At 50.9% G+C, this 23,677-nt stretch carries 13 protein-coding genes; 3 read left to right on the top strand and 10 right to left on the bottom strand.

Annotated elements, in window-relative coordinates; genetic code table 11:
- Positions 1-91: 91 nt before the first annotated feature.
- On the top strand, positions 92-865 hold the full coding sequence (locus AC0VYE_RS10845) for an IclR family transcriptional regulator (RefSeq protein ID WP_087568991.1): 774 nt from the start codon (positions 92-94) through the stop codon (positions 863-865).
- Positions 866-1,146: 281 nt separating this feature from the next.
- Here AC0VYE_RS10845 and AC0VYE_RS10840 read toward each other — a convergent pair whose 3' ends face one another.
- From AC0VYE_RS10840 to AC0VYE_RS10825, 4 genes are all read right to left on the bottom strand, one after another.
- Complete coding sequence (locus AC0VYE_RS10840; RefSeq protein WP_218781637.1) at positions 1,147-1,281, bottom strand: cytochrome P450; 135 nt, start codon at positions 1,279-1,281, stop codon at positions 1,147-1,149.
- Positions 1,282-1,385: 104 nt separating this feature from the next.
- Positions 1,386-2,753 (bottom strand): ABC transporter substrate-binding protein, encoded by a 1,368-nt coding sequence (locus AC0VYE_RS10835; RefSeq protein ID WP_087568992.1) that lies wholly within the window; start codon positions 2,751-2,753, stop codon positions 1,386-1,388.
- Positions 2,754-2,820: 67 nt separating this feature from the next.
- Complete coding sequence (locus AC0VYE_RS10830; RefSeq protein ID WP_087568993.1) at positions 2,821-3,648, bottom strand: carbohydrate ABC transporter permease; 828 nt, start codon at positions 3,646-3,648, stop codon at positions 2,821-2,823.
- Positions 3,649-3,663: 15 nt separating this feature from the next.
- Positions 3,664-4,563 (bottom strand): carbohydrate ABC transporter permease, encoded by a 900-nt coding sequence (locus AC0VYE_RS10825; protein ID WP_087568994.1) that lies wholly within the window; start codon positions 4,561-4,563, stop codon positions 3,664-3,666.
- A gap of 373 nt (positions 4,564-4,936) precedes the next feature.
- On the opposite strand from AC0VYE_RS10825, the gene AC0VYE_RS10820 reads away from it, so the two are divergent.
- Positions 4,937-6,373: a hypothetical protein gene (locus AC0VYE_RS10820; RefSeq protein WP_475447813.1), complete on the top strand. Its 1,437-nt coding sequence runs from the start codon at positions 4,937-4,939 to the stop codon at positions 6,371-6,373.
- Between the two features lie 163 nt (positions 6,374-6,536).
- Here AC0VYE_RS10820 and AC0VYE_RS10815 read toward each other — a convergent pair whose 3' ends face one another.
- The 4 genes from AC0VYE_RS10815 to AC0VYE_RS10800 form a co-directional block, all read right to left on the bottom strand.
- Positions 6,537-6,647 (bottom strand): S-layer homology domain-containing protein, encoded by a 111-nt coding sequence (locus AC0VYE_RS10815; protein WP_371822916.1) that lies wholly within the window; start codon positions 6,645-6,647, stop codon positions 6,537-6,539.
- A 246-nt stretch (positions 6,648-6,893) separates the two neighbouring features.
- On the bottom strand, positions 6,894-9,911 hold the full coding sequence (locus AC0VYE_RS10810) for a glycoside hydrolase family 2 TIM barrel-domain containing protein (RefSeq protein WP_475447811.1): 3,018 nt from the start codon (positions 9,909-9,911) through the stop codon (positions 6,894-6,896).
- A 167-nt stretch (positions 9,912-10,078) separates the two neighbouring features.
- Positions 10,079-11,638 (bottom strand): sulfatase-like hydrolase/transferase, encoded by a 1,560-nt coding sequence (locus AC0VYE_RS10805; protein WP_475447809.1) that lies wholly within the window; start codon positions 11,636-11,638, stop codon positions 10,079-10,081.
- A 72-nt stretch (positions 11,639-11,710) separates the two neighbouring features.
- A complete protein-coding gene (locus AC0VYE_RS10800) occupies positions 11,711-13,957 on the bottom strand; it encodes an FAD-dependent oxidoreductase (protein WP_475447807.1) in 2,247 nt (748 codons plus the stop codon).
- Between the two features lie 146 nt (positions 13,958-14,103).
- Between AC0VYE_RS10800 and AC0VYE_RS10795 the strand changes: the two genes are divergently transcribed.
- Positions 14,104-14,907, top strand: coding sequence for a helix-turn-helix domain-containing protein (locus AC0VYE_RS10795; protein WP_475447805.1), 804 nt, complete (start codon positions 14,104-14,106; stop codon positions 14,905-14,907).
- A gap of 90 nt (positions 14,908-14,997) precedes the next feature.
- On the opposite strand, the gene AC0VYE_RS10790 is transcribed toward AC0VYE_RS10795, so the two are convergent.
- Both AC0VYE_RS10790 and AC0VYE_RS10785 read right to left on the bottom strand, forming a co-directional pair.
- Positions 14,998-17,352, bottom strand: a complete 2,355-nt coding sequence (locus AC0VYE_RS10790; protein ID WP_475447803.1) for a beta-galactosidase — start codon at positions 17,350-17,352, stop codon at positions 14,998-15,000.
- A gap of 212 nt (positions 17,353-17,564) precedes the next feature.
- Positions 17,565-23,579, bottom strand: coding sequence for an S-layer homology domain-containing protein (locus AC0VYE_RS10785; protein WP_475447801.1), 6,015 nt, complete (start codon positions 23,577-23,579; stop codon positions 17,565-17,567).
- Positions 23,580-23,677 lie beyond the last annotated feature (98 nt).

Genomic DNA, 23,677 nt, shown 5'->3' with positions numbered 1-23,677 from the left:
CAGGTTCATCCCACACTTCCCCTTGAACGTTCGAATGAAGTGGCATACTATAGAGTTATGAATCGGTTTAAAATGGAGGCTATCCGCGCTCATGACGAATAAAAAATATAAAGCTCCCGCTGCCGAGAAGGTGCTGGATATTCTGGAGCTAATGGCCAGAGAAAACAAGCCCTTTTCGGTTACGGAGATCAGCAATTCATTATCCATAACGACTAACTCAGTCTTCCGAATCTTGAAGGAGCTTGAGGAAAAAAAGTATATTCAGAAAAAAGAGAGTGAAAGCACCTACCAGCTGACCGGCAAGCTGTATTACCTTGGCAGCTCTATCGCCAACCGGATTACGCTGAAGGAAGTAGCGGAGCCTTCCATGCGGGCTCTTAGAGATGGCACGAGGGAAACGACCTTGCTGACGAAGCCTAGCTCGCTGGGTAGAACACTGGTTGTCGATCAACTGGAGAGTCTGGAACCGATTAAGTTTCTCTCGACTGTCGGCTTGGAGTATCCCTCCCATACCTCCGCCATGGGCAAGGCGATGCTGGCCTACAGCCCGGACCTGCTGGAGCTGTATTTGGCCCATCACGAGCTCGAACCCGCAACTCCGGGCTCTATTGCCGATCCGGCGAAGCTTAGAGAAGAAGCGGAGCAGATTCGCGCGCAAGGCTATGCCCTCGACATGGAGGAATCCTGTGAGGGCCTTCGGTGCATCGGCGTGCCGATTATGAATGCGGCTGGGCAGCTAGAAGGAGCCATTGGTGTATCCGGTCCCATCTTCCGAATGTCCAAGAAGACGATGGACCGATATATTGGGCTCGCTTTGCAGCAATCCCAAGCGATTTCCGAGCAGTTGGGCTACAGGAGTCCTTAGCGGATGAAAGTGACAAGCTACAATTCTGTGATTTCTCCTGATGAGGCCGGAGTTACAGTGTAAACTATGTCCATCAACTCCTCTTTCAACAACCAGAAGAAAAGCCCGGAAGCACAAAGAGGCCACTGAAGAATTTTCGTTACTCTTCGCTGGCAAGTTAGGCACAAGTAAAAAAAGCATCCCGCCCCATTTTTCGGGGGGCGGGATGCTTTTTTCTCTAGCTTCTGTGGGCTTCTTTTTCTAGTATTCTCAGATTATTGCTTTCAGTATTCGCTTTAGATTTACGGTAAATTGGTCATTGCACCTTGCGATTCCATGCCATTCAGCCCCGAGGATGTAGCCATATCGTACCCGTGAATGATAGCGGCCATAATGATGCGTTCCTCAGTTATAGCCAGAATCATATAAATGTTCATTCTCTGTATCCTATCCTCGATCTTTCGCGTGAAAGTTAGACCCCTATCGCTGCACAATGTGCCTGGATAGGGGGTGGCTTCTTCTTATGTCTACTTACGGATCGTTACTTCGCCTGGATGATTTTATCTCCGCGTTCTTTAATGTTGGCGATCGTTGTTTTTAGATCATTCTGTTTAACCAAATACTTTTCAACTTCTTCGGTAATGATCTTCTCATAATTGACGTTGTTAGCGCCCATGATTTTCTCTCCAACAAATATCGCATCCGGGCTGGTAAAAATATATTCAAGCTGCTCAACCTTAATATCGTCACCTGCTAAAGACTCGCCAAACACTTTAAACAATTCATTCTGCTCCACGGTGCGATTCGCCGATTCAGAGGAATCGGCATACTTGGCAGACAGTCTGCTCAGATCAAGACCGATTTCTAATGCAAGCTTTGGGTCTGCCGAAGTCGGCGATATAGCAAGACCATTTACAATTCCCCAAGTTTTCATCTTATCACCGCTATCTACCGGCATTGGGGCAACGCCAATCTTCCAATCTCTAGGGAACTTTTCTTTGTCCGCAGCCCAAGGCAATACCCAACCGCCTTGAATATCCATGCCATATTGGCCGTTCATAAAGGACGTTGCGCCTGTTTTTGAAGTGATTGTATTCGCATGCGTTGGCGTGCTTTCATCGATATGCATCATATTGAACAAGCGTTCCATCGAACGGGCGAATGCCGGATTTTCGATATTGGACAACCCTTGGTCGTTGTAGAAGTTCTCTCCTCCGCCTAATTCCATAATGGCATCTCCATACCAGAACGTGCCCCATGGCAGATAGAATGCACCATAAGTCTTGTCAGCACCAGAACCACTTGTCAGCTTCTTGGCTACATCGCGATACTGATCCCAGGTCATCGGAATTTTGTCATCGGGATAAGGTACACCGGTTTTATCGAAGATGGATTTATTATAATAAAGCGCCCACCTTGTGATGTTGTGCGGAACCATGAAGATTTGGCCGTTGTTGCTTGCATTCTCTACATAAGGACCAAACTCTTGATTGAAATCAACTCCTGTCTCTTTGATAAGATCGTCAAGAGGAACAATCGTACCTGCGTCGGCCCACTGTTGTTGAATAATCGGATTAGCAACAATAATGATATCCACTTGCTTACCGCCAGCGATTGAGATCGGAACCGAAGTCAAAAAGTCTGCTTCTCTTCCGTGAAATTCGAAGGCAACATGACTGTACTTATCCAGGGTTTGAATTTCTTCCATAGCTTTTTTCATCTTAATGTCCTCATCAATACCGTTAAGATGAATAATCATTTTAATTGGATCTTTTTTAGCAACACTCTCCGGCGTACTAACACTTTGGTTAGTTGCCGTTGAGTTGCTGTTTTCCGTAGAGTTGCTGCATGCACTAAGCACTACGAATGCCAGAACCGCTACAAGAAGTAAACTAACTGTTCTTTTCATCTAAATTTCCCCTTTAATATTTATTGATCAAGCAGTACAAAAACTGCTTAATTTCGATCTGTTGCAATTACCCTTTGACCCCGGACATGGCAACCCCTTCAATAAATCGTTTCTGAGCAAACAGATAAACCACGATAATCGGAATTAATGCTAATGTTGCTCCAGCCATTTGGACGGCAAAGTTGCCCGAATATTCACCCTTGAAACTGGCAATTCCTACGCTTAATACTTGCTTATTCGTATCGTTGATATAAATTAAAGCGCTGAAGTACTCATTCCAGCCCCAAGTGAATGCAAGGATAAACAAGGCTGAAATTTGCGATTTGGCTAGCGGAAGCACGATTCGAAAGAAAGTCGTATATTCATTGCACCCGTCAATTCTCGCCGCCTCTATGAGATCATTCGGAATTGAAGTAAAGAATTGCCTCATCAGAAAAATCGAGAAGGCATTGAACATCCAAGGAAGAGCAACGCTAAGCACATTGTCGATTAATCCCATGGACTTGAAAATCATAAACTGGGGAATGATACGCACTTCTACCGGAATCATCATCGTTGCGATGAAGATGAGAAATATCGCATCTCTACCTTTAAAATCGAGTTTCGCAAAGGCATAGCCAGCAATCGTGCTTACTGTCAGAACCAACACAACGATATATATCGTCACTAACGCCGTATTGGCATACCAGGTCGCAAACGGGAAGTCGGTAACAGCCATTGCATAATTACTAGGATTAAACTTTTTGGGAATCCATTCAATCGGCATCTTGAATACGTCACTCTCATATTTAAATGACGCCGATAACATCCAAGCAATCGGAAACACCATAACAATACCAACAACGGCTAACAATGCGGTAAGCAGCGTTCTGCCGCCAAGTCTACTCTTAATCATGACTTCGCTGCCCCCTTATACATATTTGACCCATTTCTTCTGACCGATCCATTGAATTAACGTGATGATCACTACCAGCACGAAGAATACCCACGATACGGCTGAAGCGTAACCCATATGATATTGCTTGAACGCCGTATCATAGATATGGTAGACGATTGTCATAGAAGCCGTGCCTGGCCCGCCTTGCGTCATTACCTGTACTTCAGCGAATACTTGAAAGGAAGAAATAACCGACGTAATGATGAGAAAGAATGTCGTAGGCGAGCTGATTGGTACAGTTATATGAAAGAACTGTTGCAGTTTGTTGGCCCCGTCTATCGAAGCTGCTTCATAATAACTTTTGGATATTCCTTGCAAGCTCGCTAGATAAATAACGGTGCAATATCCAACGTTCTTCCACACCCAGAATAATGCGATTGTAGGCAACGCCCACTTCACGCTTGTTGCCCAGCCCGGTGTGGATTCAATGCCTAACGAGCGCAAGAAAGAATTGATAGGACCAAACTCCGGATGGAATAGTGCCGAGAATACCAATGCCGAAGCCGTAATTGTCGTTATATATGGCACAAAATACATAGCCCTCAACAGTCCGCGTCCGAAAATTTTGGCGTTTAACAGGTTGGCGATAACAAGAGCTAACACAATTAAAAGCGGGACCCCCATTATCATTAGCAGCAGATTATGCAGCAGGCCAGATCGGAAGTATTCATTTTGAAATACCTCTTTATAGTTATCTAGTCCGATGAACGTCGATCCTGCGGCTCCTTTGAACATGTTCCAATCCATAAAACTTAGGTACAAGGAATTGAACAAGGGATAAGCCATAAACATTAGGAACCCAATGACGGCAGGTATTATAAACGAATAGCCTACCAAATTTTTTCTGATGCTTCTCTTCCACCTCAGATTCATCCACTCCCCGTAGTCATGCCATGATAGCTTTGTTTTTGATCAAGCTCAATATACTATACTTAAAATCACTATTTATATTTAGATAATATTGAAAGCACTTTCATGTGTCAAGTTAAAATTTTATATATCAATAACAAAATTATATATAGGCATATTCAACTAAGCATGTACTCCTCTTATTTAGTCTATATATAAATAGGTTGACTATATTTAAAACAAGCATTACAATTTATTACAGCGTAGCTCGTGAAGACGCTAGATTGTAATCGCTTTCATTTATCGAGAAAGGAGAGTTGAGTCGCCCCCCTTACATGTCAAATTACGAATTCAATTCATTCGGCATTTAAATTTTTTATTTAGGAGGTAATTGAAGATGCTAAACAAAATGTTGTTCAAACAAGTATGCTTGACCATAATTGCTGCATTAGCAATTATGGCTCTTCAAGTTCCACAGTCTGCTAAAGCAGCCGATCCCGTAACTTATCAAGGACTTGGCAAGGCCGTGTACGCGGGCAAGACTTACTTTGAAAATAAAATAACATCAACAACAAAGGTACTCGTAACACCAAGCGATACGTTAAGTTCAATTCAATCAAAGCTTGACGCCGGTGGCATCATTCAATTCGCGGCCGGCACATACAATTTAGGCGTCATGAAAATCAACCAATCCAATACTCGCGTGGAGGTTGATCGCAATGCCATCTTCAACATGAACAGCAACATCTTGTTTGATATTCGCCCGGCAACTGTGACATCACCAAGAATCGAGAATGTAGAAATAGCATCGATTGGCCCAGGCCGCTTTAAAATTAATACAAATGGCAATGTTGGCGGCGATAAGCGCCCTGTTCGATTATCAAATGTGAAGAACTTTGCTGTTTCCGGAATTAATATTTCAGGAAATTACGAGGGACAGCCCTTTATCGTATTAGCACCCTATCAAGACGGCAGCCCTGGGACTATATTGGTAGATGGCCAACAAACCTATAATCCCATTTTCGGACTCGTTCCTACCTACGGCGTTATTCAAAATGTAGGGGCTACCAAGATTCACGGCGGATATGCCACAGTACAAATGTTTGGTGGAAACAACGTCCTTATGCGTAATATTGACGGAGATAATGGAGTAACTGTCCGTTTAGAACCGGGCAGCGGAAAGAATACGGATTATATAAGCATGTCCGGACCAGATCTGGGAGCCTTACACAATATCGCACTGGTAAATATCAGCAACACAAACGGTTTTGCAACGGTTTATTTGAAGCCCCATGCTAAACTTAACCACAATATTACCTTAGCGAATATTTCAGCAGTCAACAGCGCATTCGCCATACATGCAGATGTAGCTAAGTTTAAAGCAGATGACAATGTCACGGTTTCTTATGGAGGTGACACCTATAATGTTCACAGGCAGCGCGGACGTTTTGAAAATGTTAAGCTAAAGGGGGAAATTTCACTAACACAACAAGGAACAGATAAGCTAGCCTGGTTCGCTATTAGTGATCTTCTGTATATCGAATATAGTAAGCGAGACGGAGCAGGAAATTATTCGGATTACGCTCCAAACATTGAAGGCTCCAAACGTCTAACGACTCCAGTCGTACCCGTGCTTATGATTTCGCAGGAATACCGGTCGGATACCGAGTTCAGTATTGAACGCGGAAATTATACGATGGATTTCACTACTGCCAACATTCAGTCTATTGGATTCACTCATTCCTTAGCTACGAATGGAGGCGTACTTTACAGAGAAGATGGCAGAACGAAAACAAACAAACCATTGACGGCGGAACAAATCATGGATTATTAATTTTTAAGTTACAAGGAAACAAACAATCTGCGAGGAACTGCGCCTCTCATTAGAACACGTCGCATTAATCTCCGATAAACCTCGCATTTAGCATTTATAGTAGCCTAGAACACTGAATGGCCGATGAAGCACTTTGCTGTGCTTCATCGGCCTTTGTGTGTCGTTAGTTATTTGTCGTATTTAGCTGAAACAATCGATAGATAAGCATAGCTGCTTCAGCTCTTGTAGCAGACTTGTGTGGCCCGAAGCGTCCGTCTTCGAAACCAATCATGATTGCCGACTCCGTTTACGATCCCTCTGACAGCCAACACTTCAATCCCCTCCCGGGCCCATAGAACAGTGTCAAGATCCTCGAAAGAATGCTTCTGCTACATCAGTGTCCAACTTATCTGGGTCGACAAGTTGGACTGACATCTCGACATGATCTGAGGAAGACCCTATGTAACGTAATCAACCATAGAGGGAACGATGCCGTTGCCAGTCCCATATCCTCCGTCAGGACGGCTAAGATGAAGGGCTGCTATTCGTCTTCTGTCAGGATCGGTGCGATTCGCAGCTCATAGGCCATTTCCTTATCGCTCAACTGGTACTGCTCCAGCAGATCGGTTCCGCAGGAGCTGGAGCCGATCCCGTTCATCTTGTAATCCAGATGCACGATCGTCTCCTTGCGTCTACGCAGGGAATGCGTATGCTTCGCCTGGGTCATGTCCTCCGGCGTGTAATGGAGCGCCTGGAACGAGAACTCCGAGCCCGGGCTGGTGAACAGGAGACCCATGCCGAGTGCATTGCTGACGGAGGCCCACTCCGTACCGTAACGCGAGCCGTTCTCCTGCGGCACTACATACGAGTGGTGCATTTCGTCGACGGTCAGCTCATATTTGCCCTTTCTGACGCTTTGGCGCTTGTCAATATAGCTTTCCTGAGGTCCGTAGCCGAAATATTCTACCTGCTCATTCCCTGCCGGCATGACGAGTTGCAGTCCGAAGCGAGGCAGGTATGGCAGATCCTCCCTCACCTGAACCGAAGTCTTCAATGTAATGACTCCGGCACCGTCAACCTCCCACACGGCCTTGCCCTTGAGTAGCGGCAGCTTGATGTTGCAGGTCAGTGCGAAGTCCACTTCAATCTGAACCCGCTTCGCCGACACATGGGTGACCTCGGCGCGGTAGACCTTGGTCATGGCCCGCTCATAGCCTTCCTTGCTCCAAAGCACCTTGATCTTGCGGTCATTGTCCGCCGGCGCCCGCCAAATATTGAACTGCGGCTTGCCCTGAATGAGCGGCACGCCATGCTTGGTCACCTTCGTAAACGCTCCGGCGTGGAGATCGAATACATGAAGGAAATCAAAGCCTTCCACGATCACCTCATCGTCCTTCTGCTCCACGGCGATGTCCGGCCATACCCGCAGCTCCGCAGCCGGTGCAGGCACTGAAGCAGGCACCGGCAGCTCGAACTGCTCATTGGTCAGCTCATGACCTGAAGCTGCCCAAAGCTTGTCTGAACGCTGCGTCACGAACAGGCTGAGGAACCAACGTCCCGCCGCATTCGGTAGCGAATAAGGAATGGTAACGAGCTCCGTTCCGTGAGGAGGCGTCTGCAACGACGGCAGCTCGCCCTGCTCCACAGTTTCACCATCACGCTCGACCCGCCAGCTTATCACAACATCCGAGAGGTCGATGAAATCATAGCGGTTCGTCACGCGAACCTTGCCTTCGGCGGCAACTTCAGCCTCCAACAGCACCGGCGCCATAACTTTCTTCAGCTCCAGCAGGTTGGTATGGGGTATCCGGTCCGGGCTGACCAGCCCGTCAATGCAGAAATTACCGTCGTTCTGCACATCTCCGAAATCACCGCCATAGCCAAAGAACATCTGCCCGTCCAGGGATTGAGTTTTGATGCCGTGGTCGCACCATTCCCAAACGCAGCCGCCCATCAGCTTCGGATACGCATAGATAACGTCCCAGTAATCCTTCAGGTCTCCGCAGCTGTTGCCCATGGCATGGCTATACTCGCATAGCAGCAGAGGCTTGGTCTGGCTCTCATCGCTGCCGTAGGCGACCATCTCCTGCACGGTGGCGTACATTCTGCTGTTCATATCAAGGCAGCTGGTATCGGGATGGCCGTTATATTTCAGCGCCGCCCCTTCATAATGCACAGGCCGGGTCGTATCGCGTTCTCGGGTCCAACGTGCCATCGCAATATGATTTACGCCATAGCCGGATTCATTCCCCATGGACCAGATCACGACAGACGGATGGTTCTTGTCCCGTTCGACCATACGGACAGCACGGTCCAGAAACGCCGCTTCCCACTCCGGATTTTTGGTGAGCATGTGATAATCCCCAGCATGCAACACCCCGTGCGCCTCCAGATCGGCTTCATCAATTACATAGAAGCCATACTGGTCGCACAAATCCAGGAATCTCGGGTCGTTCGGGTAATGGGAGGTACGGATCGTGTTGATGTTATGCTGCTTCATAAGCTTCAAATCCTGAATCATATGCTTCAGCGGAATCGTCTGTCCCAACTCTGGATGGGAATCATGGCGGTTAACACCCTTCAGCTTGATGTCCTGGCCGTTGATGCGGAAGACCCCGTCCAGCACCTCTACCTTGCGGAGCCCGACATGGAAATGCAGCACTTCGCCAGCACCACTCACAAGCAGCGAATACAAATACGGATTTTCTGCACTCCACAGCACAGGGCTTGCAATGTCCAACCGAATCGTTTCCTTGCCTTTCACCCGGGCAGTGCTTGCGCCGATCACGCGCCCCTCGGCATCCAGCAGCTGAATCTGCACCTCGACGCTGCCTTGGCTCTCGATATCACAGCGCAACGAGGCCGACTTGTAATCCGTAGATAAATCAGCTTGATAGAACACGTCGCGGATCCGCTCATTACTGCGGGCAAGAAGATATACATCTCTGAAAATGCCGGAGTAGCGCCACGCATCCTGATCCTCCAGATAGGTGCCGTCGCACCATTTGAGCACCATAACAGCCATGCGGTTTCTTCCGCTGCGCACATAGGAGGTAAGATCAAATTCAGCCGGAATGCGGCTGCCCTGGCTATAGCCGACAAAAGTACCGTTAACCCACAAATAGAAACAGGAATTCACGCCTTCAAAGACGATGTGTGTGGCCTGGTCCTTCCAATCGGTGCAAACGTTGAACTCCCGGATATACAAGCCCGCCGGATTCTCGTCCGGAACGAAGGGCGGATCGCACGGAATCGGATAATTCACATTGCAATACTGCATCTGGTCATAGCCGTTTGACTGCCAGCAGGAAGGCACAAGCAGGTCATCCCAGCCGGAGTAATCATAAGCCTCCTCGTAAAAAGCCTCTCGCACCTCTTGCACGCTGCGGTGGTAGCGGAACTTCCATTGTCCGTTGAGTGTTTGGTAATAAGGGGATTTCCCTCGCTTCCCCTTCCTCGCCGATTCTGTATTGGCATACGGTATATAGTAAGCTCTCGGGGCTTCCCGATTAATATGAAGCACGTCAAGATTTTCCCAGACCTTCTTCAGATCCTTCATTTAAATATCCTCCTGAGTACAAAATATGATGTTTCAAAGTTTCGGATGCCCGATATCGGCATCCGAGGCCTTATTCCCATCATATCTGCTGGGCAGAGCCTTTTGCCATGCACATACCCTAACAATAGTAGTACTATTTTTACCTTCTCGCGAGAGTAGTACTATCATTACTTCTTAATACCCTGCCGTACCAGTTGCTTGACGGTTCCACCCGCTCTCATCAAGGTCTGCATTCTGGCCAAATTGTCCCCCTGCATCAAATGGTAGATGTTCACAGTATTTCGAGCTTGCTGCATATCTTCAAGGTCGGCTAACGGCCCCAGTCCGTCCCGCCACTCTGTAAGCCGCTGAAGCAGCTCCTCCTTGATGTCGGCATAGGCCGGAGTATGGAACAGGTTATGTGATTCTCCGGGGTCCTGCTCCAGCTGATACAGCTCGCCCTCCACGACGTCCTCAAGGAACATATGCGTGAACTTCAAGCAGTGGTCATTCATAAGCCGATCGTGAAGCTCCTCCTGTCCTGGATACCAGGTGAGCTTCCATGGCCCCTTGCGGATCATTAGCGCCGGCTCGCGCTGCAGGCCGCCCGTGAAGATATGCCCGAACACTTCGTTCTTGGCAGCTCCCGGCTCTTTGCGGAGCATCGGCAGGAGTGATTGTCCCTGCACGCAGTCCGGGATGTCGATGCCGGCGGCATCCAGAAGGGTCGGCATGATGTCTACAATTTCTGCGAAGGCCTCATAGGTTCCCTGGAGCATGTTCTTCGGAAACTTGATCAGGAGCGGAATCCGGGACACCTCTTCGTACATAATCCCCCATTTCTCGATAAAACCATGCTCTCCCATCATCGAGCCGTGATCCGATGTAAATACGATAATAGACTCATCGTACAGGCCAAGCTCCTTCAGCTTCGCCAGAACCTGGCCGACACGGTCATCCACATGCGTGACCAGACCGTAATAGCTGGCCATGCTCTTGCGGTAATCCTCCTCCGTCAAGCGGTTAAACCCGCGCGCCCGGTAGTAATAGCGATGCAGCAACGGCTTGGTGGAGAGGTCCTCCCTCCAGGTATCCGGCAGGGGCATTTCCCGGTAGTCATACATCGACGCATAGGGCTCCGCTGGAAAATACGGCGTATGCGGGTCAATGATCGACAGCCGGTGGAACAAGGGCCGCTCACTGTCCTTCAGGTCATTCAGCCGCTCGATATAAGCCTCTGTCAGCAGCGAATCAGCCGTTTCCTCGGGCTTCTGCGGGTTCACTCCGTGAATGACGAGCGAAACCTCGCCTTCATTTTTCTTATATACACTCTTCTTCAACAGCTCGCGGTCCGTGACGCCGAACACGCCGACCTCTCCGCCGGCAAACTGCCCGCGGGGATAGTGCTCCTCAAAGCCGAAGGAGCCCGGCGTATTATAGTGGATTTTCCCATAGTTGATCGTATGATACCCTTGATGGCTCATCGTGCTGTAGAGTGACATTTCATCCTCCACCGGGGCGAAGGCGTTATCCAGCACGCCGTGGCTGAGGCCGTAGCGTCCGGTAGCCAGGCTTACGCGCGCCGGAGCGCACATCGGGCAGTTCGTATACGCATTCGTAAATACAGCACAGTCCTTCGCGAACGCATCCAGTTGGGGCGTCTGCACTGTGCTATGGCCCATATATCCCAGCGTGTCCGCCCGCAACTCATCGGTCATTATAAAAAACACATGCGGCTTCTTGGCCATCCCATTCATGCCTCCTTTTGCTTTGGCTTCTACAGTCTCGTCCTTTGCGCCGCGCGCAGACTTGCGACAGCCCTACTCGTATGCCCGAATCTCGTACACACCTATCCTCTTCGCGCCATTGGTCCGGTGGAAGACGACCTTCAGCTCATCCGTCCAGACCGGATCAAAGTACAGCTTGTTGACGCGCTGGTAATTGTCTGTCACCGAGATCAGCTCGTGGTAATCCCCATTCTGTTTGCAGTAGACGGTATAGTCCTTCACCAGGGTCTGGAATACCGTGAAATCCTGATAGATCTCAAGGTTGTCATAGTGATAGTTCAGATTGGAGTCAAAGACGAGCTGGATCCGGCTGACGTTCCGAGCTTCCTGAAAAGCCACGGTAATGGACTCATCCCCTTTGGTCAGTGCAGACAGCCACATGTTAGGCAAGCCGTGGTTTCTCGACAGTCCGTTGTTCAGGTTGCCCCCGTTATAAATGTCCTGGTCCGTGCCTGTACGGTAGCAAGGAAGCCCCTTCTCCGCTCGCCACATTTCTTTCTTTACCTCCAGGGTATCTATATCGCAGAAAGTCGTGCGACGGTTCATGGCATGCTTTTTCAGGAAAAATACGCCGTTCAGTTCGTCATCGCACATACCCAACTGAATCGACTCATTCGGCTCAAATTCAATGAACAGCTTGCCGCTCTCGCTCTTGCCGTTCAGCGGCAGGGTCACCCAACGAAGCTCTGACGAGGCCGGGACGGTAATCTCGCCCTCATACAGCTTGTGCTGCGGTGAATAGTTCTGCAGCTTCACCGGCGTGTAGACGGTATACCGGAGACGGCTTTCGCTCTGGCTGCTAAGGCGCAGCGCCACCTGTTGAATTGGCTCTTTCGCCGGCACAATGAAAGCATACCGCCCATCCAGCGGCAGGCTGAAATCCGCACTCTCCAGGAAGGAAGGCTGCACCGAGCTGACCTGAATGTCGGCGTGACGGCACAAATCCAGCGGATCATGGCTGCGCTGCCCGATGATGTATTGGTCATTCGCCATCAGAAGCTGCTGCAGCTCCTCCATATGCTGCTCGTAAATGGTTCTTGGCTGCACATTGTATTTCCTGCACAAGTGGGCAGCGGCGGCACAGGATTGCCCCAGCACTGCAAGCGTAGCCATAACGCGGGTAGAACCGAAGGCCACGTGAGTGGTGGACATGCAGCGGCTGGCCACAAACAGATTGTTTACATTTTTGGAGTAGCAGCTGCGGTACGGAATGGAATACACTCCCCGCAACACGAAGTGGCGGGTCGTCATATCCTTCGAGAAAAAGCCTTCGACCGCATGCAGGTCAATCGACCAGCCGCCATAACCGATCGTGTCCTCGAAATCCTTCTGCTCAACGACATCTCTTTCGGTCAGGATATAATCCCCTATCAACCTTCTCGATTCTCTCTTCCCCGGAACGCCGCTTACATACTCCAGATCATATTGGGAAGCATCGTAATTTTTGCTGTTCTTGATATGATTCCAGATTCCGTATACGAGCTCTCTGTGGCTTTGCATAATTTCCTCGTTCTGGCTGATCGGATCCTTCCCGTGGCCAATCTCATAAAACCACTGCATTCGGTATGCCTCATAACGCGAATTGCCCGGAATGCGATCTGGAATCTGCCGATACTGGAGCGCTTCCTCTACCTTCAGGCTTTTGGCGAATTCCGGCATGACGAACCGCGCAGGGCGTCCGGTGTCCTTGGAATACCAAGACAGGGTGCTCAGCAGCATATTCTCGTCCGCTTCATCCGGGGCGATCCGCTCATTGAATTCCGACTTCGCTTCCCTTCCCGTGCGATACTCCGCACCGGCAAAATAGCCGATCGTTCCATCCCCGGTATCATCGAGAAACAGCGGGCTGTAAAAGTCAAAGCGCTTCTCCGCCCCCAGCTGCGATCCTGACACATACAGGATGTTACCGTTTCCATCCGTTTCGACTTTATCAATATTCGTATTCAGAAATAGAGATACATTGGGCTCTCCCAGGACAAAATCCAGCAGAATCGATTCCCACAAATACGCATTGCCCTGCGGATTCCGGTACAGGTTCTCGAGGCGCAGCTCTTCCATAATGCCTGACTCCCGTGCATAGAAGTTAAACTCCTGGGCACCATCGGCACCGACTACATTGATCCGGTTCTCCGGGCTCGCATTACCGCCCAAATACCCCCGGTTGTTGATTAATGACACCTTCATGCCGAGCCTTGCAGCCTGGATTGCAGCACAGATGCCCGGCATTCCGCCCCCGACAATCGTCAGGTCCCGCTCCACCTTGATGGGTGTAAATTCCATCAGACTTCCTCCTTCGCATTTACCATATATCCATATAATAGTGCAGCGTCAGAGCTTTAAAAATACATGGGAATGCAAAATTGATATCTTATTTCAACTTCTATACAATGTTTCTTAACGAAAGGCTGAAAGGGGGAACCGTGCAAATGGAGCAGCACGTCATGATGAACCGCAGCGAGCTGCCTGCTTTGATTACGATGGGGGTGTTCAAGCCGGCGCAGCCCTGGATTCACGTCGACCGGATCTTGAATATGGATACCCTGCTGTATGTCGTGGACGGAGCCGTTACCGTGTGCGAGGAGGAAACCGACTATACAATTAGCAGCGGACAGGCTTTTTTTCTCAAAAATCAGTGCCGTCACTGGGGAAAAGCCCCCGTCCCGCCCGGCTCGACATGGTACTGGGTCTCGTTCGTACCGTTTCAGCCCCGAGAGGAGCAAGAGCCGCTCTTTCTACCGAAGCAGCTCACATTATCCTCACAAGAGTCTTTTATGGATATCCTAAACACCATGCTGCGGCTGTACCGCTCCGCTGCCCCGTTCAGTACCGAGCGCATAAACGGTTTGCTTTATCAGGCACTGTATGAGCTGCTGCAGCAGGATCTGCAGCGAAGGGACGAGCACCGCACCTCCGCGCTCTCCTCCAAAATCATGGCCTGCCTGAAGCATCAGATTGAGCAGCCCTTTGACAGCCGGAGGATTGCCAACAGTCTAAGCATGAACTACACCTATTTAGGGCGGGTGTTCAAAGCCGATACCGGCAGCACGATCAATGAATACTACCGCAAGCTGAAAATCCAGCGCGCAATTGAGCTGATGCACGCTGAAGCGCTAAACATATCCCAGATCAGCGAGCAGCTGCAGTTTCCGAACCCCTATTATTTCAGCCGTGTGTTCAAGCAGGTCACCGGCTTGTCGCCGCGCGATTACCAGCAGCAGCTGTATCGGTAACAAGAGAAAGGGACGATCCGCCGAGCAAGCTTCGGTAGATCGTCCCTTGTTGTTATCTTAAATACAGTTGTTTATTGACTATCACGTGCCTTATGGCACCGGCTTAACCTCCAGTAGCAGCACCTGCTCCGAGCCCAGGCTGAAGCTCACAGGCGAGCTCTTGCCGGTCATCAGGTTTTTGACGGTGACATTTTTGTTGTTCGCCATTTTCAGGCTGATATTGGATGTGTTCTTCCCTATGTTAACGATCGTCATCAGGTAGGTGTTCGTGCCATTTGGCACGACCCGCCAGAAGGCTCCCTTGGATGGCAGGCCATTATTCTCGGTCAGGACAACCGGTGGCAGCTGACCTTTGGCCGACAGCTCTATCATTACCTTGGATGCGATGCCGGACAGCGCATTGTTTGTCATCTTGATCAGCTTGCCAGATCCTGCGGTCAGGGTCTTTGCGCGAGGCCGCTTGTATTCATTGAACTTGAGGCTGACATCATCAATGATTACCGTTCCCCCGTTGTCCAGATAAATTTGCAGCGCGTTAAATTCCGCTTCGGTTACTTCTTCGGTCTTGCGGACTACGATGACATCCCAATCCGTGTTCGGCTGCTTGAAAATAATGTTCTTCGTTGCAAAGCCGAGCGGTACCCCGCTAAAGTACATAGACTCATACAGATCGAACTGATCCTCCATATAATTATAATCATTGATTGCCGCTGCTTCGGAGTAGAACAGGCGAACCGGCTTGCGCTCCCGCTGGAATTTGACGATCTCATTCGAGAAGGCGTTCATGTCCATCATCGTCTTGGTGAGTTCCTGCGCCACTCTCGGCTGCTGTGCCACAGAGGCAGCATACGACTCACCAAGGCCGCCTGTCGCATTTTGCAACCGCTCTTCAATCGAGCCGTCGGCGTTACGACCCCATAACCATGTCAGACCTCCGTTCAAGCCGTGAAGCGTGGTTTGCCAGTATGTGGAGCGAACATACTCGGGCTTCATGTACAGATCTCGGTATTGTGTAGTCGAAAGCAGATGCACCTCGGAGTTAAAGTGTGGCTTGTTCGGGCTGACGGAATCCATAAAGTCATACGACATCGCCATCTCCTCCCAGTAGTAGGCGTACTTGGACTCCCAGCTCTCCGGACCCGTGCTGTTCATGTTACGCTTGCGGATCTTCGCATCGTCGCCGATAATCTCTGTCATCTCTGTCAGCGCCTCAAAGTCGATCCCGTGATCACGAGGGCCCTCGACGAAGAGGTCCGGCATAATCTTCAGCTGTGTCCGGGCCGCTGGATCATATTTCTTGATCTCATCATGCAAGAAGGTCAGCCATTCTGTTCCCCGGTCCATATTGAAGCGTGACCAGTCATACCGGATCGGAGTGTTCTCGTAGGACGTATCCAGTGGAATGGAAATATTCACCTGGTTGAAGCTGGTGTAGCTCGTCTCCCACAGCCCATTCAGCTTTGCAATGGTGCCGTGCTTGGCCTCAAGCCATGTTCTGAATTTGCTCATCGTGTACGTAGAGACGTTTGAAACGGCGGCCCAATGCCCTTTAGCCGTAAACCAGTGCGGCTCATTGGCGAGAATGTAGCCGAGCTTGGTGTAATTTTTGCCGGCCGTCGTCGGGATCGTTCCCTTGAAGACATCCTTCCAGATTTCCCGTACCTGAGGGTGGTCAATGTCATATTTGGTGAAGAAGCTCTGTCCCTTCAATATTTCTGGCCCATACTTGGATGCTGCCCATTGCGGCAGCGGATCATGCCACAGCATGAGGTAGCCGGCTGTATTGGTCGGGCGATTCTTTAGATCAGCCAGCTTGGTCTGATCGATGGTCCCGGCCTCGTCCAGGGCGAAGATCGGGCTAATGGCCTTCGGATGATCCAGCTTGCCCAAGTATTCGTTATACAGTGTCGGATCGGAAGTTGGAATATTCAGCGGCTTAGAGAAGTAATCGTACAGGAACACCGGCTTTCCGTTTGACATGAATTGATCGTTCTGCACCGTAATGTTCGACCAGTTCACCTTCGGTACTGCCCGGCGCGTCACAGCTCCGTTGATGACCTGTGTCAGTTCGGATTTGGCCGTATCCAGCATTTGAATGACTTCTCTGCGCTCAAAATTAGGCAGGTTATTCGCAAGCTTTTGCGCGTTATTCTGGAACATTTTGACTCGTTCGAACTGTGCCTTATTCTTGGCAACGTTGGCAGCGTCCCAGTCTGCGTATTTAAGAAATTCACCTGCCATCCATACCGCACTTTCTTCCCGGGTGGTGTCAATTCCACTTCCTTTCGCCTGTGTGATCAGCGCGTTCAGCTCGCCCAGCTTTCTGTCGGCCTCCTGCTTCGGGGTTTCAGCAGCTAATGCGATTGACGAGCGGTCTGCTGCGGTCATACCCATGATCAATCCGACACACAAGGTCAGGCTGATCAGCATCTGTTTTGTTCCCATTCATGCACCTCCGTTTAAATTTAAAATTTAATTTCACATTTATATTATTTTACATGAGTTGTTAAGTAAATACATTTTTTGTATTTTCTAAAATTATTAATGTAGTAGCTTTAGGGCATGCAGGAAAAGAAGCACGCTCTGTTCAAGAGCGGCTTCTTTCCTTTGATTTGTGTTGGTTCCCTGTGCCTTGCAAATACGGTTTAATACCTTATTTATAGAAGCTCAAGCAGACGCTCCAGCAGCACAGCTGCCTGGGCCCGCGTGGTGAGATCCTTCGGACCAAATCGTCCGTTGCTCGAGCCCTGCAGCAAGCCGGAGGTCTGCAAAGCCTTTACGCTGGCTGCAGCATAGCCGGATATCAGCTGTTCATCCTTGAAGGCTTGTAAAGAGCCTGTGCCTGCAGGCAGTGAAATACGCTCTGCTTCCAGCAAGCGATGCACCATGACCGCCATTTCCTGTCTCGTTATAGAGTCATGAACACCGAAGTTGCCATCCGGCTTGCCGGAAATGATTCCAAGCGCCTGTGCTGTGCCGAGCGCCCCGCTGTACCATGCTCCCTGTTCCACGTCTTTGAAAGTAGAGACCGCAGGCTCGCCAGAGCCAAGCTCAAAGGCGTTGACAAGCATTTGAACAAACTGGGCGCGGCTCACTTGCTGCACTGGCTGGAAGGCTCCAGCGCCAGTACCCTGCACGATGTCCCGCGCTGCCAGAGACAGAATGCTCTCCTCAGCCCATGGAACAGTCGCCAGGTCCTTGAAGCTGACGCTTGCTGCAGCTACTGTATAGTAGCTGAAATGCTTCACATGGAATATAAGCATTCCTGCCTTCTCGTCATAGCGGCTGTTCTTAACCACCTCCAGCTCGCTCTTGTCGTTAATGTAATAGGCAACAATGTGCTTCGGCTTCGCGCCAGCCTTCAGCGTATAAGGCAGCTGCAGCTCCACAGTATGTCCGTTGCCGAAATGGCTGATCGCCGTCCCGTCTACGGACAGTGTGAAGTCATAGACGGGATTGTCTTTTACCACGGCCCGTGTCTTCTCGCTGTCCAGCTTCACGGAGGTCTTCTTCACCGTGATCTCTACATTTTGGGCGTTAGAGCCCAAGTCCTTCTGCAGCATGGACAGCGGGATCGTGACGACAGCGAGGCCGGTGTCGATCGTCAGCTTTTTGATCTGCGCCTTACCTGCAGCACTCACGCTTGAAGCGGGAAGCTGCAGCTGTATTTCATTCACGGCTGCCGGCACCTCTACCTGAATACGCACCGTGCCGTTTACAGCCTGTTCCACTGCACTTTGCAGCAGGCTGCCAGAGAGCTTGGAGCGCGCGACACCGTTCTTAATGGTGTCCGCTGTCACTTTAACTGGAGCGGAAGGCTGTTTTACCGATCCGCTATTGTCCGGGGCCGGACTTCCGCCTCCTGCTGGTACCGCCTGAAGCTCCAGTAGCATGACTCCTTCCGGCTTCAGTGTCCAGGACGTACCGAGGCTTTGGCCTGTCATCATGTCTGTCACTATGAATGATTGGTTGTCGGCCATCGCTGCCTTCAGCGAAGCCCCATGCTTGCCAAGGTTCACAATCGTCATCATATATCGGTCGTCGCCATACGGTACTACACGCCACATAGCCCCGCGCTGACTCGATCCGTTGGTCTCCATCAGGTTGACCGGAGACAGGCTGTCTTTCTGCTCAAGCACGCCAAACGCCTGCTCTGCCATGTTTACAGCTGATTCGTCCACCGGCTTGAGAAGCACACCGCTTCCTTGGGTTAATGCGGCTGTGCGCGGCTTCTTGTACTCGGTCGCCTTCAAGCTGCCGGCATCTGTAATGACCGTTCCTCCCTGATTCAAATAAGACTGCAGCGCGGCAAATTCAGCGTCAGTGACTTCCTCGGTCTTGCGGATCACCACGGCATCCCAGTTGGAATGCGGCTGCTTCTCCAGTATGCTTGCGGTCACAAACCCGACCGGCACACCGCTGAAGAACAGGGCTTCGTACAGCTCAAATTGATCCTCCATATAATGCGTATCATTGATTGCCGCAGTTTCGGAGTAGAAGATTCGCACTGGCTTGCGCTGCTCCTGGAACTTCACAATCTCCTCGGAGAAAGCGTTCAGGTCCATCATCGTCTTGCTCAGCTCATTCGCTACCCGTGGCTGCTGAGCAACGGTTCCCGGATATGACTCCAGCAGCCCCTGCACCGAGGTGGTCATCAGACGATTCTCAATCGAGCCATCCGGATTTCGTCCCCAGAACCATGTAAAGCCTGCATCCATACCGAGCAGCGTGGCAAGCCAGTATGTGTTGCGTACATATTCCGGCTTCATATACAGATCCCGGTAAGCGACGGTAGACAGGAAATGCACCTCTGAGTTTATATGGGCCTTCTCCGGGCTGACCGAGGACATAAAGTCGTAGGACATGGCCAGCTCTTTCCACATATAGGAGTAATGCTCCTTCCAATCCTCCGCTTGTCCGGTTGACTTGAAGTTCTCCTTCCGGGTCTTCGCATCGTCGCCGATGATATCGACCATTTCCGTGAGCTTCTCAAAGTCGATGCCATGTGTCCGGTTGTCCCCAACGAACAGGTCCGGCATAATTTTGATATGCGTGTTTGCTTCTGGATCATTTTTCTTCACCTGCTCATGCAGGAAGCGCAGCCATTCCGTTCCCCGCTCCATATTGAACAAGCTGACATCGTATCCGATCGGTGTTCCTTTATACTTCTTATCCAGTGGAATGACGCTCCGCGAAGCCACATCAAAGCTTGCATAGCTCGTTCCCCACAGTGCATTCAGGTCACTGATCGTCTGATGGCGCTCCTGCAGCCATGCTGCGAATTGCTGCAAGGCAATGTCGGAAATACCCTCTTGGCCATTTACTTTTTTAGGTGTTGCCCAGTGGCCTTTCTCCAGGAACCAGTGCGGCTCGTTCGCCAGCAGATATCCCAGCTCCGTGTAAGGCTTTCCGCTCGTGATTGGTCCGGTCTGCTTCAGCACATTACTCCAGATCGAACGGATCTCCGGGTGATTAATGTCGTATTTCGTAAAGCTTGTAATGCCGTCACGGAGCGTCTCCCCGTGCTTACTGGTGGCCCAAGCGGGAGCGGAATTATGCCACAAGATGGTATAGCCCATGTTGTTGCTCGGACGGTTCTGTAAATCGCCGTACTTGTCTGCAGTCGGCGTACCATTTTCGTCGCTTACAAAGCTCGGATTGATGGATTTGGGCAGATCTATTTTGCCGAGATAGTCGTTGTACAGGGTCGCGTTGTCTTTCGACACATCAAGTGGCTTGGAGAAATAGTCGTGCAGGAATACAGGCTTGCCCTCGCTGTAGAAATTACTTCCCTGCAGCTCAATGCCGTCCCAATCCACGAGCCGCACCGGCCTCCGCACGACCGTTCCGTCCAGCACCGCTGTCAGCTCGGCAATTGACGTATCCAGCAGCGCGATGACTTCCGTACGCTGGAACTCCGGCAGTTCCAGCGCCAGCTCCTCCGGTGACTTGCCACCCGGGCTTGAGGATGGAATAACCCCGAACATCTTCTTGTTCACATCAATATTCTTCTCATCCCAGTCGGCATATTTGTCATATTCTTTCGCGAACCAGACCGCCCCCTTCTCCCGCTCTGTATCAAGCTGGCGGGCCTGCGCTTTTAGGATCAGGGCTTCGAGCTCGCTGATTTTGGACTGAATGCGTGCCTTTAGCTCTGCCGCGGACAGTGCGCCGTATTTCAAAATACTCTTCGACACAATGCCCCCGTTCTTCAGATCAGCTTCAATCGTCGCCGTCCGGCCATCCGCTGCCTTCACGGTCACGGTCACCTTCTTCTGCTCCATCGACTTCACCGTCAGATAGATGCGCCCGTCCTGGATATCAGCCGCCAGAGCAGCTTCATCCGAGGATTCAGCCGAGTCGCCAACCATACCAAGCTTGGACTCGGTATTCGTAGTGCTGGCATCAATGTAGGTTCCGCTGGATTGAACGGCAATCTCCTTCGGAATGGAGCCGATCACCGTAAGCTCCGCACCTGACTGTACGCTCAGTTCCGTCGTCAGCGACGTAATGAGCGGCTTCAGGACGGTCGCTTTACCTGTTGTGATCTCCATGCGATTCTTCGCATACATGCTCAGCTTGGAATTTGGCTCTACCCGAAGCATCCCGGTGTCACCGATCGTCTCTCCCTTGCCCTTGATGTACATGGCACTGCCTGGCTCGAACACCGCGGACCCAATACCGCTAGCTCCGACAATGCCATTGCCGATAATGAAGCCTTCATCGCGGAAGTCCTGCAGCTGCCCCTTTACCTGAATGACTGCATGAACCGTCATTTGGGCCGTGAATTTCAGCCGCACATTAGAGGGCACGGTCAGTTTTTTCGTAACAGTAACCGGCTTGAACACTTCCACGACATGGAACGTCTTCTCACCTACTCTTTCGTCAGCCAAGCGTCTTGCCACAGACTCTGCGCCTCCGTTCAGACCGTTCATTGCCTCCAGCAGCTCATCCGCCGTCGCAATCTCCTCGGCCAGCACCGCACCTGGCTGCTTCGCATCGTTAAAGGCTTGAGCTGCAGCCTCCAGCGCTGCGGCTGCAGTCTGATAGTCGCTCTCCGTAGCCGAGCTGTTGTTCTTCGTCATGACCGCGTCTTCAATATTCTGGGCGAATACATCTTGATGCGCTGCCGTTACCCAGTATTGATCTGACGTAAGTCCGGCACCGTTCACGCTGACCGGCGTGGAGGATATATTGGCCTCAGCCAGCTGGATCAGCTCATTCAGCCTTACAAGGATAGCGCTAACCGGCGTATAGTCAACACCGGCTCCAATATTGGAGGCCGAGGCGTTAAATATGGCCTCTGAGGCTACTGTAATCCGCTGCACCACGGACGTCATAACCGGCTTGGCCAGGGTTACAATGCCGGAAGTGATACGCAGATGGTGATTCCCCCGCATCTCTACACTCGAATCTGCACCCAGCTTGAATATACCGTTCGGACCCACCACCTCGGTGCCTTGCTGATAGTAGCTGCTTCCCGTGCGGAACACCACGGCACCGGAACCGTTGCCAGCAAGCCCTGCTCCTCGCTTGTCCGGTGTGCGGCTGTCCTGAACGGTGCCCGACACGGTCACTGCCGCATTCACGGTCATGTTGGCAAAGCTTTGCAGCTTCACGCCCGCCGGAATGGACAGCGGCTCGGTAATCGCAATTGATTCATACAGCTCCACAGTATTTCCACTCAACTTCACCAGCGTGTCATTCACGGTCACATTTCTGAGCCAGTCCGTAAGATCCTGTGCGGTCTTAATCTCCGCAGGCAGGCCCGTACGGGTGCCATCCTGCTTAGCAGCATCAAATACCTGGACTGCTGCTGCCAGGGAAGCCTCCGCTTCCGTGACCTGACTCTGGGTGGCCGCGGCATCATCCCTGACCTCGATGGCAGATTGGATGGCTGTTATTAAGGCATCCGCAGCCGATGATGTAACCCATTTTCCGGACGATGGCACATCTGTACCATCCACGCTAACTGCCGTGGCGTCCTTGTTGGCAAACGCTCCGGAGATCGCCTGGACCAGCGCGGCCTTGTCTACCGCTTGATCCGATCCCGTAGGGACAGGCGTTACAACGACAACATCATTATTGATTACTCCTTTAACATCGAATTTTGCTCCCTCTGCAACCTCAATCCTCTTGAACATATCTGACGTCACCGTCTTGCCGGCCGCCACTGTGACCGTCCCGGAGGTTACGTAAAGCTGGCTGTTTGCCAGCAGCCTCACGCTGGAATCAGCCCCTGGCTGCAGAACGCCGTCCGCTCCCACGACCTCAATGCCTTGCTGGTAGTAGCTGCTCCCCGAATTCAGCAGCACCGAGCCGATGCCGGTGCCAACAACACCATCCCGGCGAAATTCAAGAGCTCGGCTGTCCTGCAGCTTCCCGTCTACCGTAATTTCTTCCTGAATGCCCATCTTCACGAACAGCTGCAGCTTCACACCGACCGGTACGTTAAACGTCTCGTTAATCGTAACCGGGGTGCTGACCTGCGCTGTCATGTTACCGTCAGCCGTTTTGATCTTGGAAGCATCCCCGCCTACATCCAGCTTGGTGCGGAGGAACTCCACTAACTGCTGCGCATCCGCAATCATGGCGGCTTGCAGCGGAGCAGGAGGAACCACCAGTGCTGCAATGAGACTCAGGCTCAAAAATAAGGACAATAATCTTTTCATGTCGGCCTCCTTAGAAAAACGTTTACATTTTGTGAACTTATGGCACTCTATTCCCTGTTCTATCTACAATCAGCGGTTGAGAAAAAGCCGCATCTTTG

The sequence above is a fragment of the Pristimantibacillus sp. Z349TD_6 genome (assembly GCF_056173205.1).
This window is presented reverse-complemented; position numbering and strand designations above follow the sequence as displayed.

Coding starts and splice junctions, on each gene's coding strand:
- AC0VYE_RS10805 (WP_475447809.1), bottom strand. CDS start 11,638: ATGGCCAAGAAGCCGCATGTGTTTTTTATAATGACCGATGAGTTGCGG.
- AC0VYE_RS10835 (WP_087568992.1), bottom strand. CDS start 2,753: ATGAAAAGAACAGTTAGTTTACTTCTTGTAGCGGTTCTGGCATTCGTA.
- AC0VYE_RS10840 (WP_218781637.1), bottom strand. CDS start 1,281: ATGAACATTTATATGATTCTGGCTATAACTGAGGAACGCATCATTATG.
- AC0VYE_RS10830 (WP_087568993.1), bottom strand. CDS start 3,648: ATGATTAAGAGTAGACTTGGCGGCAGAACGCTGCTTACCGCATTGTTA.
- AC0VYE_RS10785 (WP_475447801.1), bottom strand. CDS start 23,579: ATGAAAAGATTATTGTCCTTATTTTTGAGCCTGAGTCTCATTGCAGCA.
- AC0VYE_RS10795 (WP_475447805.1), top strand. CDS start 14,104: ATGGAGCAGCACGTCATGATGAACCGCAGCGAGCTGCCTGCTTTGATT.
- AC0VYE_RS10800 (WP_475447807.1), bottom strand. CDS start 13,957: ATGGAATTTACACCCATCAAGGTGGAGCGGGACCTGACGATTGTCGGG.
- AC0VYE_RS10790 (WP_475447803.1), bottom strand. CDS start 17,352: ATGGGAACAAAACAGATGCTGATCAGCCTGACCTTGTGTGTCGGATTG.
- AC0VYE_RS10820 (WP_475447813.1), top strand. CDS start 4,937: ATGCTAAACAAAATGTTGTTCAAACAAGTATGCTTGACCATAATTGCT.
- AC0VYE_RS10845 (WP_087568991.1), top strand. CDS start 92: ATGACGAATAAAAAATATAAAGCTCCCGCTGCCGAGAAGGTGCTGGAT.
- AC0VYE_RS10825 (WP_087568994.1), bottom strand. CDS start 4,563: ATGAATCTGAGGTGGAAGAGAAGCATCAGAAAAAATTTGGTAGGCTAT.
- AC0VYE_RS10810 (WP_475447811.1), bottom strand. CDS start 9,911: ATGAAGGATCTGAAGAAGGTCTGGGAAAATCTTGACGTGCTTCATATT.